Raw genomic sequence first — 16,332 nt, 5'->3', positions numbered from 1 at the left:
CGGTGAAAGGGTTCACCCGATGGCATTGCAGAGCCCGTGCCAGGATTTTTATCGTGTTAAATCAGCAGGATAAAAAGAGTGAATGAACATTGACTGTCATTCCTGAGCACAACTGCCCGATCAGTGTTGCCCACGCAACACTTGCCACTGCTAATTCACATCCGAGGTTTCACAGGGCTTATACATTGCGACTAAATCGCCTGCGTTGACACTCAAAAATCGCAAGCATAGAATCGGGCACAAATGGACTGGGGGATCCCGGTCGGCGCTATAGCCTCGGTGAGTTTCATCGGGGCTTTTCGCTTTCTGCAGCGGGGAAAACCTTCAACCCCCAATTTTCAAAACCCTCGCCGACCCTGCTTCGCCCTCCACTGCAGTAGAACTTGCGTTTGAGTACATCAAAGGCACGGTTTTCCTGGCCCCGCCGTAGAACGCTTATACCTATGGGTCTCGCGACGAGATCTGCAAGTTGCAGCCCCGTGGAGTTGACCTGCTTGGTCGCGAACACGATATCGAGCGGCAGGCAATGACCCAAGCGATTGGCTCCGGCGCACATCCGACGAAACTCCAATTCAAGCTCGTTATCTTCTTTACGGCCTCGGCGCTCGAAAATCACATGAGTCAGTGCGTTCTGCTGATTTTTCTCTTGGAGAAACTCGTGAAGGGTCTCAAGGCAAAACCCCAGCGCCAGATGGTAGGGGTTATGGACTGGGCCTTGCTGCTCCCGAAGAGCGGCCTTATCAATCACGCAACTGATCAGAACGAAATTGCTCGACTCAATGATGCTGGTCAGTTCTTCGAGGAAAGCATGTTTGTGCTGGCGAGAAACGAAAACGTTTGAGAAGGCACCCTTTTCCTTGCGAATTTCCAGCTCATGCAGGCCAACAAGATCATGGCCCATATGATTGAACTTAAACTTTTGAAGGGCCGGGATGACCTTCTCGCAGTAATGCCGCTTATGGAAAACACAGAAGGCCAAAACAAACATGGGATAGTGGGCATCCAACGTCTGCATTCCATGATCACCACTTTCATCCACGTACACGACGAAGTCGCTGAACACCCCTTTGGGTGGCTTCACTGCAACAACGTCTGCAATGCGCTCAGCCTCAGTCTCACTTTCGAACAACATGAACTGAGAGAAGGTTAGTTTTTCATCTGCCATGGGATGCCCAATCCTGTTGTTTGCGTGTTCTCCGAGTCACGCATCAACATTCATATTGCCCTGCGGCCTTGCTACAGAGGACCACCAGACTGACTTTCTTTAGGCAGCCGCTGATCGATCAGTTGGTACAACGCGCTGCTCTCAGGCCAGTTGCGCATGAACCGCGCGCGGTCCTTGGCGTACGCCGGGGCGAAGCTGGCGTCGGAGCTGTGCTGACACATGGCATCCAGGTCGATCAGCGACCAGCGGTCCGTATCCCAGAACAGGTTGTGGCCTTTGAAATCACCATGGCTGATGCGCTCGCGGATCAGTTCGGCGAAGAGGTGATCCAGGGCCAGCAGTTCGTTTTCCGGCGCATCACCGCTTTCGACGTAGGGCGCAAAACGCTCGATGATGTCCGGGCCCGTGATGAGTTCGGTCACCAGGTAGGCACGGCTGCGCAGCCAGAAAAAGCGCTTCTCCAGCACCGCCAGCGGCTTGGGCGTGGCGATGCCGAGAAACGCCAGGCGATTGCCTTCGCGCCAGGAATGCCAGGCCCGGCTCGGGCGCCAGAAGCGCTTGAGCCAATGTACGAAACCCTTGATGTTGTAGCGTTTGATCACCAAGGCACGCCCTGCTACCTCGGCCTTGGCCACCGTCGCGGCGCCGCCGGTCTTGAAGAGATGACCCTGATCGAGCAACACATCGGCCTGCTCGAGCACCGGCAGCATCGCGGCTTCTTCCTCGCGACGGATAGCACGCAGGGCAAACGGCCCGCGCAGCACGCTGAACAGCGTGCACTCGCGGCCAACCTTGCTCAGAAAGTCCTTCAGGCGCCAGGCACTCACCTTGCGCACCTGCTTTTCCAGGGCCTCCAGCGGCAAGGCATGCTCACCGTTGGCCAGCAGGTAGTACACCAGCAACTCTTCGGTAAACGGTTCGAGGTTCTTCGGCAACTGGGCGAAAAACACCCCGAGATTTTCCAGCACACGGTTGCGCGACAGCGGCTTGCCGGCTTCTTCGACACGAATCCCCGCGCCATCGATCAAATACAGCTTGCCGTCCTGGCGCAGCAGGTTGTCCAGGTGAAGGTCTTCCTGCCACAAGCCCTGGGTATGCATCCGGGCAATCGCGCCCAGCGCTTCGGCCAATACGGCCGTTTGCTCGTCAGCCAACGGCGGCAGGTGTTCGACGGCCTGCCAGGCATCGGCCAGGCTTTCGGCCCCCTCGATAAATTCGAACAACAGCCAACCGCCCTCGCCTTCCTGCAAGCCGTCGGCCAGCAGCAATGGCGTGGTCAGGCCCTGTTCGGCCAGCAGGCGCACGCCCGCTCGCTCACGCTGAAAATGCCGCGCGGCTTTATTGCCCACCAGCAGCTTGGCCAGCACCGGGCGACCGCGCCAGACCGCAGCGCCCACGTAGCGTTCGCCCGGCAACACGCGCAGCAGGCTCAACAGCTGCAACTGACCGGGGCCCGCCGCATCGGCAAGTTCCAGGGTCAAAGGCAAATGGGGGGTGCGACCGGCAGTTTTCAGCTCGGACAAACGCATCAACGGTTTTCCTTGTGGCTACGGCGGGCGTTCAGGCGCTGGTACCAGGTAGCTACCAGCGAGCTGTCCGCGGGCTGCTCCAGATAAGCGGCCAACAGCTGGCGCACCTGGGCATCCGACCATTGTGGCGCACGACGCAACAACGGTTCCAAATCCTTGACCCGATCACGCCAGCCGAACAGCAGCGGGCGGGTTTTCTCCAGGTCGATCAACTGCGCGGCGTAACCGTCACCGCTGGCCTGCATGAAAATATGCTTGGGGTAGAAACAGCCATGCACTTGGCCCACGCTGTGCAGCCGACGCGCCAACTGGCCGCATGCCGACAGGATCGCCTGCTGCTGGGCATCACTCAGCTGCGACCACTGCTCCAACAAGGAGTCGAGGTCATTCCAGCCGTCCAGGGCACGGGTCAGCAGCATCGCGTGGCGCTCGCCATTGACCTTGCGCTCGCCAAAGAACGCCGCCTGCAACGCCGGGATACCCAGTTCGCGGTAGCGGCTGATATTGCGAAACTCGCGGGCGAAACTCGGCTCGCCAAAGGGCCGGTGCAGGGTGCGCGTCAGGTAGTTGCTCTGGCGCTTGAGGTAGTAGCCCTGACCTTCAAGCTCCAGGCGAAACACGCTGCTCCAGCCACCACGACTGGTGTTCGGCTCGTCCACCGCATCCAGTTGCTTGGCCCACAGAGCATCGAACGTAGCCAGGCCGTTGCGCTCCAGCAGAGCACGGTCATCGGCCGCCAGGAAGTCACTCATTCGCGTCCCTCGAAAAACTTCACCACATGGCGAATTCGCTGTTTGTCTGACGCCGTCAGGTGCGTGCGCTGGCGATATTGCATGTAGAAACGCAGGCGCTGGGTGGCCGACAAATGATACTTGGCGACCTTGTCCAGGCACGCCAAGTCCTTGGTAATGCGGTATTTGAGCCAGAAGCCGCGCCAGAAATCACCGTTGGGGCAATCAATCAGGTACAGGGTCGACTGGTCGTCGATCAGCAGGTTGCGCCACTTCAGATCGTTATGGGTGAAGCGGTGCTCGTGCATGGTACGGGTGTATTCGGCGAGCTGACGGCTGACCACATCGACCCACTTGGGGTCCTTGAGGCGGGCGTCATGGCGCTCGGCCAGGGCCGACAGGTCTTCGGTTTTAGGCAGTTCGCGGGTGATCATCGCCCCACGGTCGTAGGCCAGGCCCTTGCGTTCCAGCCCCCAGGCCACCACGTCGGCGGTGGGAATGCCCCATTTGGCGAAACGCTTGAGGTTCTGCCACTCGGACTTCACCCGAGGCTTGCCCAGGTAACGGCGCAGGCCCTTGCCGGCGCCGGTGTAACGCTTGACGTAGTAATTGACCCCGCCGCGCTGCACCCGGATCACTTCCGACAACGGGTCGCGGGTCAGGCGCTCGCCTTGCAGGGCGAACACGGCCTCGAGGCTTCCGAAATCATCCGCCAAGGCGGCATAGGCAGGTTCCAGGTTCCAACCCGCCATCAGATCGCATCTCCGTAGCGTTGCTTGCGTGCATACAGCTTGTCGGCCTTGCGTTGCAGCAGATTCAGGGAGGCCGATTGCTCGGCCAGAATCTGGCGCAGCGGCTGGCGGAAGTAGCCCTTGAGGAAGCGCAGCTTGTCGTGGCGGGTCAGGCCGATTTCCAGCGCCGAGTAGTACAGCGCGGAAAGGTCCTTGTCGCGCCAGCGCAGCGGCAGATGGGCACGCAACTGGGCACGGTGCAGGTCAATCACCGACAGCTTGATGCGGTTCGCGTCGATGGGCCGGGCGGTGTCCAGCAGGAAGTGGCACAGGTAGCAATCGCGATGGTTCACGCCGCCGCGATGCATCGCGCCTACCGTGTGGGCCAGCGCTGCCGTCAGCGCGTGACGCAAGGCCGGCGCAGGCCGCTCGGTGGCCCAATGGATTGTCAGGTCTTCGAGGCTGATGGTCGGTGCCAGCTCTTCGGTAATGATGAACGAATGCTGGTCCGCCGGGTTGCTGCCCTTCTCGCCGAAGGCCACGCCGGTCATGGTCGGCACACCGAGTTCCTGCAAGCGATGGATGGCAGCCCATTCCAGGCCGGCACCCAACACCGGCAGCTTGGCGGTGATCAGGTTCTTGAAGATCTCGCCCCAGCCAATGCCCCGGTGGATCTTGACGAAATACGGGCGGCCATCCACCACGGTACGCAATGTGCGGCGCGCCGCCAGCTCACGAAACACTTCGCCTTGCAGCTTCTCGACCTCGGCGAAGGCGTCACGCCCGGCCCAGAGCGTCTTGAACGGTTCGGCAAGAATCAACTTCATCGGTTCGGCTCCGCCAGAATCACATCCGCAGCGTGCTGCGGCATGCTGTAGAGGTCGGCCGTCTCGGCGAAGGCCAACCCATTGCGGCCCCAGGCCGCGCGCTGTGCAGTGTCGGCAAGCATGTGCGTCAGGTATTGGTTGAGCTGGCTCTGTTCGAACGGCTCATCCAGCACCAACCCACTGTCGGCCTCGGCGATGTAATGGGCATAACCACACACCGCAGAGACCAGCACCGGCAACCCGGCCACCAGGGCTTCGAGCAAGACGGTGCCGGTGTTCTCGTTGTACGCCGGGTGGATCAACAGATCGGCGCCCAGCAGGAAACGCGGGATATCGCTGCGCCCTTTGAGGAACTGCACGTTATCGCCCAATCCCAGGGTTGCACTTTGCAGCTGAAATACTTTGGGGTCGTCCTGACCGATTACAAACAGGCGCGTACGTTTTTTAAGCTCCGCAGGCAGCGCGGCCAAGGCCTTGAGGCTGCGGTCGACGCCCTTGGTCTTGAAGCCCGAGCCAATCTGCACCAGCAGCAGGTCATCGTCACCCAGATTGAATTCCTGGCGGAAACCCTCGCGGATTTCAGCCGCATTCGCCGGTGCACGGCGATCCTGGGCAATGCCCGGCGGCAGCAGGTGGAAGCGCTCCAGCGGGGTGTCGTAGTGCTTGATGAACAAGGGCTGCTGCACTTCGGAAATCATCAGGACTTCGGTTTTGGCGTCCCGGGCGAACACCGCGCGCTCGTACTCGGCAAAGTGCTTGTAGCGACCAAAATAACGGTACAGCCCATGGCGCAGGTTCTGCGCCTTGTCTTCGAAGCAGCCGTCGGCGGCGTAGTACACGTCCAGGCCGGGCATTTTGTTGAAGCCGATCAGGCGATCCACCGGGCGCTTGGCCAGGTCGGCTTCCATCCACGCGCTGAGTTTTTCGTTGCGTCGATGGTTGAAGAACGCCTTGACCGGTGCCACCAACACTTCGAAACCAGGCGGAATGTCACCCTCCCAAATCAGCGTGTACACACGAATCTGGTGGCCGCGCTGCTGGCACTCCAGGGCGATGCGCATGAAGTCGCGCTGCAGGCCACCGAAGGGGAAATATTTGTACAGCACAAAAGCCAGTTGCATCAGTGCAGCTCCTCAGCCAATAACAACGTGCTCAGTCGGCTTGCCACACGCTCAGGGTTCAGACGCGTGAAGCACAGGGGCGACTCGCGCTTGATGTCGAACCGACGCAAGTCGTCGGCCGTCGGTTGATATGTACAGGTTTTTTGCAGGCACGGCGCACAGGGAAAATCGCTGCCCAGGTGAATCTGGCCCTTGCCGTAGGCACCGGTAAGGCCCGGGTTGGTGGGGCCGAACAGGGAAATGGTCGGCACATCCAGCGCGGCCGCCAGGTGACCGAGGCCGGTGTCCACCGCCACGCAGGCGCGAGCGCCGGCCAGCACGCGGGCGACGCCGGCCAGGTTCAATTTGGGCAGCACTTCGGCATTGGGCAGGCCGCGCGCCAGGCGTTCGGCGCGGGCCTTTTCGTCGGCATTGCCCCAGGGCAGTTTCACGTCGACGCCCAAGCGTTCCATACGCTCGGCCAGCTCGCGCCAGTAGGCTTCGGGCCAGTGCTTGGTGTCCCAGGTGGTGCCGTGCAACAGCAGGACAAAGGGTTTCTTCGGCGGCAGCCCCAGCAGCTTGTCAACGCTCAAGCCATAGTCGCCCAAGGCCTTGGGCAGGTCATAACCCAGGGCCACGGCGAACAGTTGGCGCAGACGCTCCACCGCATGTTGCCCACGGGCCACGGCCAGGCGGCGCGAGTAGAAGCGCGCGGCGATGGGTTCGCGGGCAGAGTTTTTGTCGAAACCCGCCACCGGGGCCCGTACGTAGCGGGTCAGCCAGGCGCTTTTCAGCAGGCCCTGGGCATCGATCACCAGGTCGTACTTGGTCGACTGGATGCGCTGCTTGAAACGCCGCCATTCGCCGCTCTTGAGGGTCTGCCAGATATTCTTGCGCCAGCGGCGGATCGCCACCGGGATCACCTTGTCGACCGCCGGGTGCCAGGTGGGGATCTCGGCAAAGCCCTCTTCCACCACCCAGTCGAATTGAATACCGGGAATCGCCCGCGCGGCGTCGGTGAGGGCCGGCAAGGCATGGATCACGTCGCCCAGGGATGAGGTCTTGATTACCAGAACCCGCAACTTAACGGACCTCGACCACGGAGCCCTGCAACCGTTGCAAGGCATCGTTCACCGGTTGCGGCAGCAGCTGGCGCAGGCAGTTGTAGTGACCGAAACGGCAAGTGCGCTCGAAGCACGGGCTGCAATCCAGCCCCAGGCGCACCACTTCGACCTTGTCGGCCAACGGCGGGGTGAACCCCGGCGAAGTGGAGCCGTACACCGCCACCAGCGGACGGTTCAGGGCGGCGGCCACGTGCATCAGGCCGGAGTCGTTGGACACCACCGAGTCGGCGCAGGACAGCAAGTCGATGGCCTCGGCCAGGGACGTATCGCCGCTGAGGTTCACCGCCTCCTCGCGCAGGCCCGGGATCAGGCGCTGACGGATGTCTTCGCCCACCGAATGGTCGTTTTTCGAGCCGAACAGCCACACCTGCCAACCTTCGCGGATCTTGGTTTCGGCAACCTTGGCGTAGTGCTCCGAGGGCCAGCGCTTGGACTCGCCAAACTCGGCGCCAGGGCACAGCGCCAGCACCGGACGATCCAGGGTCAGGCCGAACTTGGCCAGGGCCGCGTCGCGGGTCACCGGGTCGATCTGCAAGCTGGGACGCGGGTAAGGCGTGGGCAGTTCGGCGCCCGGCTCGTAGGCCAGGGCCATGAAGCGCTCGATCATCAAGGGGTAGCGCGCTTTGTCCAGGGTGCGCACGTCGTTGAGCAGGATGTAGCGGAACTCGCCGCGCCAGCCGGTGCGTTTGGGGATGCCGGCAAAATACGGCACCAGCGCGGATTTGAGCGAGTTGGGCAGCAGGATCGCCTGGTCGTACTGGCCGGCCAGGGACTTGCCGATACCACGACGGGTCGCCAGTTCGAGCGCGCCATGGCCGAGCGGAAAGCTCAAGGCCTTGCGGACTTCGGGCATGCGCTCAAGGATCGGCCGGCTCCACTCGGGGGCGAGCACGTCGATCTGGCAGTCCGGATGACGCTGGCGCAGGCACTGGAACAGTGTCTGTGCCATCACCATGTCACCGACCCAACTGGGCCCAACGATCAGAATATTCATGTAGTTTCCACAAACGATGCGGGGAGGCTTATGCCTCCCCGCCTCGATAATTACTGTAGGTCGCGGTGGGCCAGGGAACTGCTTTGTTTGGGACCAGACTTAATCTGGGAGCGGGCTTTTGTGGGAGCTGGCTTGCCTGCGATGGCATCACCTCGGTGCAACTGATACACCGAGGCGCCTGCATCGCGGGCAAGCCCGGCTCCCACAAAAGCCAACCTCAACATAAGCCAGGCCCACATTTAATCGAGTTTCAGCTTAACCCCAGTTCTTTCCAGATTCGCATCACCTGGCGCCGTTCATCGGCAAACTGGTCCCCGGGCACCGTACCGGCTTCGTTTTGCAAGGCCTGGCGGTGGGCGGCGGAACGGTAGGCCTTGTACACCTCACGCAGCAGGTGGGCATCGGCGGCGGACATCAGCCCGACCTGCTCCAGGCCCTCCAGGATGCGGATATTGTCGGTGTAGCGCAGCAACGAAGGATGTTGCGCAGACCACGCCAAAGCCGCGTATTGCACCATAAATTCAATATCGACGATACCTCCGGCGTCCTGCTTGAGGTCGAACGCCGCCGCGGGCTCGAAGGCATTGGCGCCGGTACCCGCCGCCGTGGCCTTGGTGCCCAGGTTGTCGCGCATCTTGGCGCGCATCTCGCTGACCTCCTGGCGCAGCTTCTCCAGGTCCCGCTGCTGCCCCAGCACATTGGCCCGCACCTGCTCGAACGCCTGGCCCACATCCTGACTGCCCACCAACACCCGCGCACGAATCAAGGCCTGATGCTCCCAGGTCCAGGCTTCATTTCGTTGATAGCGGTCGAACGCACCCAATGAACTCACCAACAAGCCCGACGCCCCGGAAGGCCGCAGGCGCATATCTACCTCGTACAACTGGCCGGAGTTGGTCTGGGTGGTCAGCAGATGGATGATCCGCTGGCCCAGGCGCGTGAAGAACTGCGCCCCGTCGATAGGCTTGGCCCCGTCGGTTTCCGCCTGGGGGTCGCCGTCATGGATAAACACCAGGTCCAGGTCGGAACCATGCCCCAGTTCGATCCCGCCGACTTTCCCATAACCGACAATGATGAACCCGGGATCGCACAGGGTGCCGTCCAGGCGTTGCGGCGAACCGTGGCGCGCCACGGTCTGGCGCCAGGCCAGGGCCAGCACTTGTTCGAGAATGGCTTCGGCGAGCCAGGTGAGGTAGTCGCTGACCTTCATCAACGGCAGGCTGCCGGCGATTTCCGACGCGGCCACCCGCAGACGGTGAGCCAGTTTGAAGTGACGCAGGGCTTCCATCTGCTGCTCAAGGTCGTCCTCGGGGATGCGCGTGAGGCGCTCGCGCAGCTCCGCAGCCAGTTCCGGCGCCAGCGGAGGCTTGAACAGGCGGCCTTCGTTGAGCAATTCGTCCAGCAACAGCGGGAAACGGGTGATCTGCTCGGCAATCCACGGGCTGGCGGCGCACAAGGTCAGCAGGCGGCGCAGGGCGTCGGGGTTTTCCGTGAGCAGCACCAGGTAGGCGGAACGGCGCGCCACGGCTTCGACCAGCGGCAACACACGCTCCAGCACCAGGTCAGGGTTGGCATGTTCGACGGCCTGGGCGAGCAGGCGCGGGATAAACGCATCCAGCCGCTCACGCCCCAGGCGTTGCATGGCGCGCAGTTGCGGGCTGCTGCGCAGGCTGCCGAGCGCCTTGAGTGCCTTGGGCGCATCGGTAAAACCGCCTTCGGCCAATTGGCGGCAGGCGGCCTCTTCATCTTGGGATTCTTCCCACAAAGGCAACCACTCTCCGCCCACGACCAACTCGCTTTCTTCGCCCTCTTCTTCGTCAGGATCGGCGATCACCTGGCGGAAATGCCAGTCTACCCGGCCCCGCCAGTACATCAGGCGCTCATGAAACGCGGCCCAGTCGGCAAAGCCGAGCATAAAGGCAATACGCGCCTGATCTTCAGGGCTGTCGGGAAGCATCTGGGTCTGGCGGTCGGCGATGGCCTGGATCGCATGTTCGGTGTAGCGCAGAAACTCGTAGCCTTCACGCAGCTCGGCGATCACCGCCGGCGGCAGGTAGCCCTGGCCCTCCAGGGTGCCGAGCACCTTGAGCAAAGGCCGTTGCTGCAGGCTCAAGTCGCGGCCACCGTGAATCAGTTGGAACGCCTGGGCGATGAACTCCACTTCACGAATGCCGCCCGCGCCCAACTTGATGTTGTCGGCCATGCCCTTGCGCCGCACTTCCTGCTGGATCAGTTGCTTCATCGTGCGCAACGCTTCGATGGCGGAAAAATCCAGGTAACGTCGATAAACGAAGGGCCGCAGCATCTCCAGCAGCTGCGCACCGGCCACCTGGTCGCCGGCGACCACGCGCGCCTTGATCATCGCGTAGCGTTCCCAGTCGCGGCCCTGGTCCTGGTAATACTGTTCCAGCGCGTTGAAGCTGAGCACCAGCGCGCCCGACGAGCCGTAAGGACGCAGGCGCATGTCGACGCGGAATACAAAGCCGTCGACGGTCATGGGGTCGAGGGCCTTGATCAGTTTTTGCCCCACGCGGATAAAGAACTCCTGGTTATCCAGCGGGCGCTTCACGCCGACCGTCTCGCCGCCTTCGGGGTAGGCGAAGATCAAGTCGATATCCGACGACAGGTTGAGTTCCACCGCACCCAGCTTGCCCATGCCGAGGATGACCATGTGCTGCGGCTCGCCGCTGCGCCGCCCGGTGGGCGTACCGAACTGCACGCAATGGCGCTGGTACAGCCATTGATAGGCCTGGTCGATACTGGCGTCGGCCATGTCGGAGAGATCGCGGCACGTTTGCACCAGGTCGGCCTGGCGCGTCAGGTCGCGCCAGATGATGCGCACTTGCTGGCGCGTGCGCTGGCGACGCAATACCCGGCCCAACGCCTCTTCGGTGTCGACCTGCTGCACAGCGCCCGCGAACTGGCCACACAACTCGCCCGGTGCATAACTGCGGTCCAGTTCGCCCCAGGCCACCAGCTCCAGCAACATCAAAGGGTCACGAACACTCTGTTCAATGACGAAATCACTGGCCGCGCAAACGCGGGCAAAGTCGCGCCACCGTTGCGGCGTCCACGCAGAAAGTCCATGATCGTCGCCCAGCGCGGCCACGGCGTCACGAAATGACTGCTCGGCCCGGCTGACGAAAGGCAGGAGAATGGCCGGTATTTCAGCCAGTGTTGGAAGGCTCATGGTCTATCCTTGATCGGCGCATAAATGGCTCGTTGCCGTGAAGGCAGAGACCACGCTTGGTGAAGGACTGTCGAACAAAAGTTAGAAATAGCTGAAAATTCATTAATTTTGGCAGGCAACATTAAACTTCTACCTTTTCTTGTTCGCAAAAGATCAACAATAACGATTATGCTCACCAGCCAGACCGAGCCATACGCTCAGTCTTGTGTAGTTTTACTACTCGTATATACATTCGAAAGGCTGAAATGGCCGACGATTTGTAGTAAAACTACAGGACGCCGAAGCAACCTTCGGCCATCCAAGAATTCATGTCGTCTGCCCACAAGGCCAGTCGCAAACTTCAGGCAACCGATTCTGGTAGCCTTTCCGCCCTGGAGCAAGCCATGCAAGACCTCGATCCCGTCGAAACCCAGGAATGGCTGGACGCCCTGGAATCGGTTCTCGACAAAGAAGGCGAAGACCGTGCTCACTACCTGATGACCCGTATGGGCGAACTTGCGACCCGCAGCGGCTCGCAACTGCCATACGCCATCACTACGCCATACCGCAACACCATCCCCGTTACCCACGAAGCACGCATGCCTGGCGACCTGTTCATGGAACGCCGCATTCGCTCGCTGGTACGCTGGAACGCCATGGCGATGGTAATGCGCACGAACTTGAAAGATTCTGACCTGGGCGGTCACATCTCCAGCTTCGCTTCCAGCGCAACCCTGTATGACATCGGCTTCAACTACTTCTTCCAGGCCCCGACCGACGAACACGGCGGCGACCTGATCTACTTCCAGGGCCACACCTCTCCAGGCGTCTACGCCCGTGCGTTCATGGAAGGCCGCATCACCGAAGAACACATGAACAACTTCCGCCAGGAAGTGGACGGTAACGGCCTGTCGTCGTACCCGCACCCTTGGCTGATGCCTGACTTCTGGCAGTTCCCGACTGTATCCATGGGCCTGGGCCCGATCCAGGCGATCTACCAGGCTCGCTTCATGAAGTACCTGGAAGCCCGTGGCTTCATCCCTGAAGGCAAGCAGAAGGTCTGGTGCTTCCTGGGCGACGGCGAGTGTGACGAGCCGGAATCCCTGGGCGCCATCTCCCTGGCTGGCCGCGAGAAACTGGACAACCTGATCTTCGTCATCAACTGCAACCTGCAGCGCCTCGACGGCCCGGTTCGCGGCAACGGCAAAATCATCCAGGAACTCGAAGGCGTGTTCCGCGGTGCGCAGTGGAACGTGACCAAAGTCATCTGGGGCCGTTTCTGGGACCCACTGCTGGCCAAGGACGTCGACGGCATCCTGCAACGTCGCATGGACGAAGTCATCGACGGCGAGTACCAGAACTACAAAGCCAAAGACGGCGCGTTCGTGCGTGAACACTTCTTCAACACGCCTGAACTCAAGGCGATGGTTGCCGACCTGTCCGACGACGAGATCTGGAAACTCAACCGTGGCGGCCACGACCCGTACAAGGTCTACGCGGCGTACCACGAAGCGGTCAACCACAAGGAACAACCGACCGTCATCCTGGCCAAGACCATCAAGGGTTATGGCACCGGTGCCGGCGAAGCGAAGAACACTGCGCACAACACCAAGAAAGTCGATGTCGACAGCCTGAAGTTGTTCCGCGACCGCTTCGACATCCCGGTCAAGGACGAAGAGCTGGAGAACCTGCCGTTCTTCAAGCCGGAAGCGAACAGCGCCGAAGCCCGTTACCTGGCCGAACGCCGCGCCGCACTGGGTGGTTTCGTGCCACAGCGTCGCGCCAACAGCTTCAGCGTACCGACTCCGTCGCTCGATACCCTCAAGGCAATCCTGGACGGCTCGGGCGACCGTGAAATCTCCACCACCATGGCTTTCGTGCGCATCCTGGCGCAACTGGTCAAGGACAAGGAAATCGGCCCGCGCATCGTTCCGATCATCCCGGACGAAGCCCGTACCTTCGGTATGGAAGGCATGTTCCGTCAGTTGGGCATCTACTCCTCCGTCGGCCAGCTCTACGAGCCAGTCGATAAAGACCAGGTGATGTTCTACAAGGAAGACAAGAAGGGCCAGATCCTCGAAGAAGGCATCAACGAAGCGGGCGCCATGAGCTCCTTCATCGCTGCCGGTACTTCGTACTCCAGCCACAACCAGCCGATGCTGCCGTTCTACATCTTCTATTCGATGTTCGGCTTCCAGCGCATTGGCGACCTGGCCTGGGCCGCAGGCGACAGCCGTACCCGTGGCTTCCTGATCGGCGGTACCGCCGGCCGCACCACGCTGAACGGCGAAGGCCTGCAGCACGAAGATGGTCACAGCCACATCCTGGCCGCCACCATCCCGAACTGCCGCACCTATGATCCAACCTACGGCTACGAGCTGGCGGTGATCATCCAGGACGGCATGAAGAAGATGACCGAAGAACAGCAGGACGTTTTCTACTACATCACCGTGATGAACGAGTCCTACCAGCAGCCTGCCATGCCGGCTGGCGTGGAAGAAGGCATCATCAAGGGCATGTACCTGCTCGAAGAAGACACCAAGGAAGCAGCGCACCACGTACAGCTGATGGGCTCCGGTACCATCCTGCGCGAAGTGCGTGAAGCGGCGAAGATCCTGCGCGAAGAGTTCAACGTGGGCGCTGACGTTTGGAGCGTGACCAGCTTCAACGAACTGCGTCGCGATGGTCTGGCCGTAGAGCGTCACAACCGCCTGCACCCTGGCCAGAAGCCACAGCGCACCTTCGTCGAAGAGAGCCTGAGCGGCCGCAAAGGCCCGGTGATCGCCTCTACCGACTACATGAAGCTGTTCGCTGAACAAATTCGTCAGTGGGTTCCGTCCAAGGAATTCAAAGTGCTGGGCACAGACGGTTTCGGCCGCAGTGACAGCCGCAAGAAGCTGCGTCACTTCTTCGAAGTCGACCGCCACTTCGTGGTGCTGGCAGCCCTGGAAGCCTTGGCTGACCGTGGTGAAATCGAGCCCAAGGTGGTAGCGGACGCTATCGTCAAGTTCGGTATCAACCCGGAAAAACGCAACCCACTGGACTGCTGAGGAGACTTTTTGTGAGCGAACTCATTCGCGTACCTGACATCGGCAGCGGTGAAGGTGAAGTAATCGAGCTGTTTGTGAAGGTCGGCGACACCGTTGAAGCCGACCAGAGCATCCTGACCCTGGAGTCCGACAAGGCCTCCATGGAAATCCCGGCGCCTAAAGCCGGTGTGGTCAAGAGCCTGAAAGTGAAGCTGGGCGACCGCCTGAAAGAAGGCGACGAACTGCTGGAACTGGAAATCGAAGGTGCCGCTGCCGCGGCCCCTGCGCCAGCGGCTGCTCCAGCTGCCGCCGCGGCTCCTGCGCCGGCTGAAAAGCCTGCCGCTGCCGAGGCCCCGGCGGCCCCGGCTGCTGCTCCGGCCGCAGCCTCTGTTCAGGACATCCACGTCCCGGACATCGGTTCCTCGGGCAAGGCCAAGATCATCGAGCTGCTGGTCAAGGTCGGCGACACCGTCGAAGCCGACCAGTCGCTGATCACCCTGGAGTCCGACAAGGCTTCCATGGAAATCCCTTCGCCGGCTGCCGGCGTGGTGGAAAGCATCGCGGTCAAGCTGGAAGACGAAGTCGGCACTGGCGACTTCATCCTCAAGCTGAAAGTACAAGGCGCCGCACCGGCCGCCGCTCCTGCTCCAGCCGCCGCTCCAGCGGCCAAGGCTGAAGCTGCGCCGGCTGCCGCACCTGCTCCGGCTGCAAAAGCCGAGGCCGCACCGGCCCCTGCTGCCGCCGCACCGGCGCCAAGCGGTGCCAAGGTTCATGCAGGTCCTGCGGTACGTCAGCTGGCCCGTGAATTCGGTGTCGAGCTGAGCGCAGTCGCCGCCAGTGGCCCCCATGGCCGCGTGCTGAAAGAAGACGTGCAGGCTTACGTCAAAGCCATGATGCAGAAAGCCAAGGAAGCGCCTGCCGCTGGCGGCGCGATCGGTGGCTCGGGCATCCCGCCGATCCGCACCGTGGACTTCAGCCGCTTCGGCGAAGTCGAAGAAGTGCCGATGACCCGCCTGATGCAAATCGGCGCGGCCGGCCTGCACGCCAGTTGGCTGAACATCCCGCACGTGACTCAGTTCGACCAGGCCGACATCACCGACCTGGAAGCTTTCCGCGTTGCGCAGAAAGCCGCCGCCGAGAAGGCTGGCGTGAAACTGACCGTGCTGCCACTGCTGCTCAAGGCCTGCGCGCACCTGCTCAAGGAACTGCCGGACTTCAACAGTTCGCTGGCACCAAGCGGCAAGGCGATCATCCGCAAGAAGTACGTGCACATCGGTTTTGCGGTCGACACCCCGGATGGCCTGCTGGTACCGGTCATCAAGAACGTCGACCAGAAGAGCCTGCTGCAACTCGCCGGCGAAGCCGCTGCGCTGGCCGCCAAGGCCCGCGACAAGAAGCTCACTCCGGACGACATGCAGGGTGCGTGCTTCACCATCTCCAGCCTGGGTCACATTGGCGGTACCGGCTTCACGCCGATCGTCAACGCGCCGGAAGTGGCGATCCTGGGTGTGTCCAAGGCCACCATCCAGCCGGTATGGGACGGTAAAGCGTTCCAGCCGAAACTGATGCTGCCACTGTCGCTGTCCTACGATCACCGTGTGATCAACGGCGCCGCCGCTGCACGTTTCACGCAGCGCCTGAGCCAACTGCTCAACGACATCCGCACCATCCTGCTGTAAGCCACAACAGGCCTCCCCTTCACCGGGGAGGCTTGGTTGCACCGATTTCCGAGCGCCACGCTCGTACCTCAACCCCGCCACCTGGCGGGGCTTTTTTTGGGATTTTTGCGCAAGAAGCTGGACAACAAAAACCGGGTTGTACACCTTCCATCAGCCCAATTGCAGAAATCCCCCACGCGGCCGATAACAGCCTTATAGCACTTAGCCTTCATCCTCTCTTGTCAGCCCGCGCCGCATGATGCAACCTTGCCGCA

The 16,332-nt window shown here is 61.5% G+C and carries 11 protein-coding genes; 2 read left to right on the top strand and 9 right to left on the bottom strand.

Annotated elements, in window-relative coordinates:
- Nucleotides 1-286: 286 nt before the first annotated feature.
- The 9 genes from ACW9IB_RS14810 to glnE form a co-directional block, all read right to left on the bottom strand.
- Nucleotides 287-1,165 (bottom strand): DUF3800 domain-containing protein, encoded by an 879-nt coding sequence (locus tag ACW9IB_RS14810; protein WP_457414234.1) that lies wholly within the window; start codon nt 1,163-1,165, stop codon nt 287-289.
- A gap of 71 nt (nt 1,166-1,236) precedes the next feature.
- Nucleotides 1,237-2,694 carry a lipopolysaccharide kinase InaA family protein gene (locus ACW9IB_RS14805; protein ID WP_457414233.1) on the bottom strand — a complete coding sequence of 486 codons (1,458 nt, stop codon included), beginning with the start codon at nt 2,692-2,694 and terminating at the stop codon, nt 1,237-1,239.
- Nucleotides 2,694-3,446, bottom strand: a complete 753-nt coding sequence (locus ACW9IB_RS14800; protein ID WP_457414232.1) for a lipopolysaccharide kinase InaA family protein — start codon at nt 3,444-3,446, stop codon at nt 2,694-2,696. Before ACW9IB_RS14800 ends, ACW9IB_RS14805 begins: the two co-directional genes overlap by 1 nt.
- Nucleotides 3,443-4,177, bottom strand: coding sequence for a lipopolysaccharide kinase InaA family protein (locus ACW9IB_RS14795; protein ID WP_457368248.1), 735 nt, complete (start codon nt 4,175-4,177; stop codon nt 3,443-3,445). The genes ACW9IB_RS14800 and ACW9IB_RS14795 overlap by 4 nt, the downstream gene beginning before the upstream one ends.
- A complete protein-coding gene (gene rfaP / locus ACW9IB_RS14790; RefSeq protein ID WP_457414231.1) occupies nt 4,177-4,983 on the bottom strand; it encodes a lipopolysaccharide core heptose(I) kinase RfaP in 807 nt (268 codons plus the stop codon). The genes ACW9IB_RS14795 and rfaP overlap by 1 nt, the downstream gene beginning before the upstream one ends.
- The gene (locus ACW9IB_RS14785) at nt 4,980-6,104 is read right to left on the bottom strand and encodes a glycosyltransferase family 4 protein (protein WP_457414230.1); all 1,125 of its coding nucleotides are present in this window, start codon (nt 6,102-6,104) and stop codon (nt 4,980-4,982) included. Before ACW9IB_RS14785 ends, rfaP begins: the two co-directional genes overlap by 4 nt.
- Nucleotides 6,104-7,165 (bottom strand): lipopolysaccharide heptosyltransferase I, encoded by a 1,062-nt coding sequence (gene waaC / locus ACW9IB_RS14780; protein WP_457414229.1) that lies wholly within the window; start codon nt 7,163-7,165, stop codon nt 6,104-6,106. Before waaC ends, ACW9IB_RS14785 begins: the two co-directional genes overlap by 1 nt.
- 1 nt (nt 7,166) lies before the next feature.
- Nucleotides 7,167-8,201, bottom strand: coding sequence for a lipopolysaccharide heptosyltransferase II (waaF, locus tag ACW9IB_RS14775; RefSeq protein WP_457414228.1), 1,035 nt, complete (start codon nt 8,199-8,201; stop codon nt 7,167-7,169).
- A 250-nt stretch (nt 8,202-8,451) separates the two neighbouring features.
- On the bottom strand, nt 8,452-11,391 hold the full coding sequence (gene glnE / locus ACW9IB_RS14770; RefSeq protein WP_457414226.1) for a bifunctional [glutamate--ammonia ligase]-adenylyl-L-tyrosine phosphorylase/[glutamate--ammonia-ligase] adenylyltransferase: 2,940 nt from the start codon (nt 11,389-11,391) through the stop codon (nt 8,452-8,454).
- A 383-nt stretch (nt 11,392-11,774) separates the two neighbouring features.
- Here glnE and aceE point away from each other — a divergent pair, with 383 nt between their 5' ends.
- Together aceE and aceF are read left to right on the top strand one after the other, a co-directional pair.
- A complete protein-coding gene (gene aceE / locus ACW9IB_RS14765; protein ID WP_457368242.1) occupies nt 11,775-14,420 on the top strand; it encodes a pyruvate dehydrogenase (acetyl-transferring), homodimeric type in 2,646 nt (881 codons plus the stop codon).
- 11 nt (nt 14,421-14,431) lie between these two features.
- Nucleotides 14,432-16,078, top strand: coding sequence for a dihydrolipoyllysine-residue acetyltransferase (gene aceF, locus ACW9IB_RS14760; protein ID WP_457414225.1), 1,647 nt, complete (start codon nt 14,432-14,434; stop codon nt 16,076-16,078).
- Nucleotides 16,079-16,332 lie beyond the last annotated feature (254 nt).

Source organism: Pseudomonas sp. SDO524_S393 (assembly GCF_054071875.1).
This window is presented reverse-complemented; position numbering and strand designations above follow the sequence as displayed.

What these genes read in the sequence shown, in the direction of transcription:
- aceE (WP_457368242.1), top strand. Translation starts at nt 11,775, where the DNA reads ATGCAAGACCTCGATCCCGTCGAAACCCAGGAATGGCTGGACGCCCTG.
- glnE (WP_457414226.1), bottom strand. Translation starts at nt 11,391, where the DNA reads ATGAGCCTTCCAACACTGGCTGAAATACCGGCCATTCTCCTGCCTTTC.
- ACW9IB_RS14795 (WP_457368248.1), bottom strand. Translation starts at nt 4,177, where the DNA reads ATGGCGGGTTGGAACCTGGAACCTGCCTATGCCGCCTTGGCGGATGAT.
- ACW9IB_RS14800 (WP_457414232.1), bottom strand. Translation starts at nt 3,446, where the DNA reads ATGAGTGACTTCCTGGCGGCCGATGACCGTGCTCTGCTGGAGCGCAAC.
- waaF (WP_457414228.1), bottom strand. Translation starts at nt 8,201, where the DNA reads ATGAATATTCTGATCGTTGGGCCCAGTTGGGTCGGTGACATGGTGATG.
- ACW9IB_RS14810 (WP_457414234.1), bottom strand. Translation starts at nt 1,165, where the DNA reads ATGGCAGATGAAAAACTAACCTTCTCTCAGTTCATGTTGTTCGAAAGT.
- ACW9IB_RS14785 (WP_457414230.1), bottom strand. Translation starts at nt 6,104, where the DNA reads ATGCAACTGGCTTTTGTGCTGTACAAATATTTCCCCTTCGGTGGCCTG.
- rfaP (WP_457414231.1), bottom strand. Translation starts at nt 4,983, where the DNA reads ATGAAGTTGATTCTTGCCGAACCGTTCAAGACGCTCTGGGCCGGGCGT.
- ACW9IB_RS14805 (WP_457414233.1), bottom strand. Translation starts at nt 2,694, where the DNA reads ATGCGTTTGTCCGAGCTGAAAACTGCCGGTCGCACCCCCCATTTGCCT.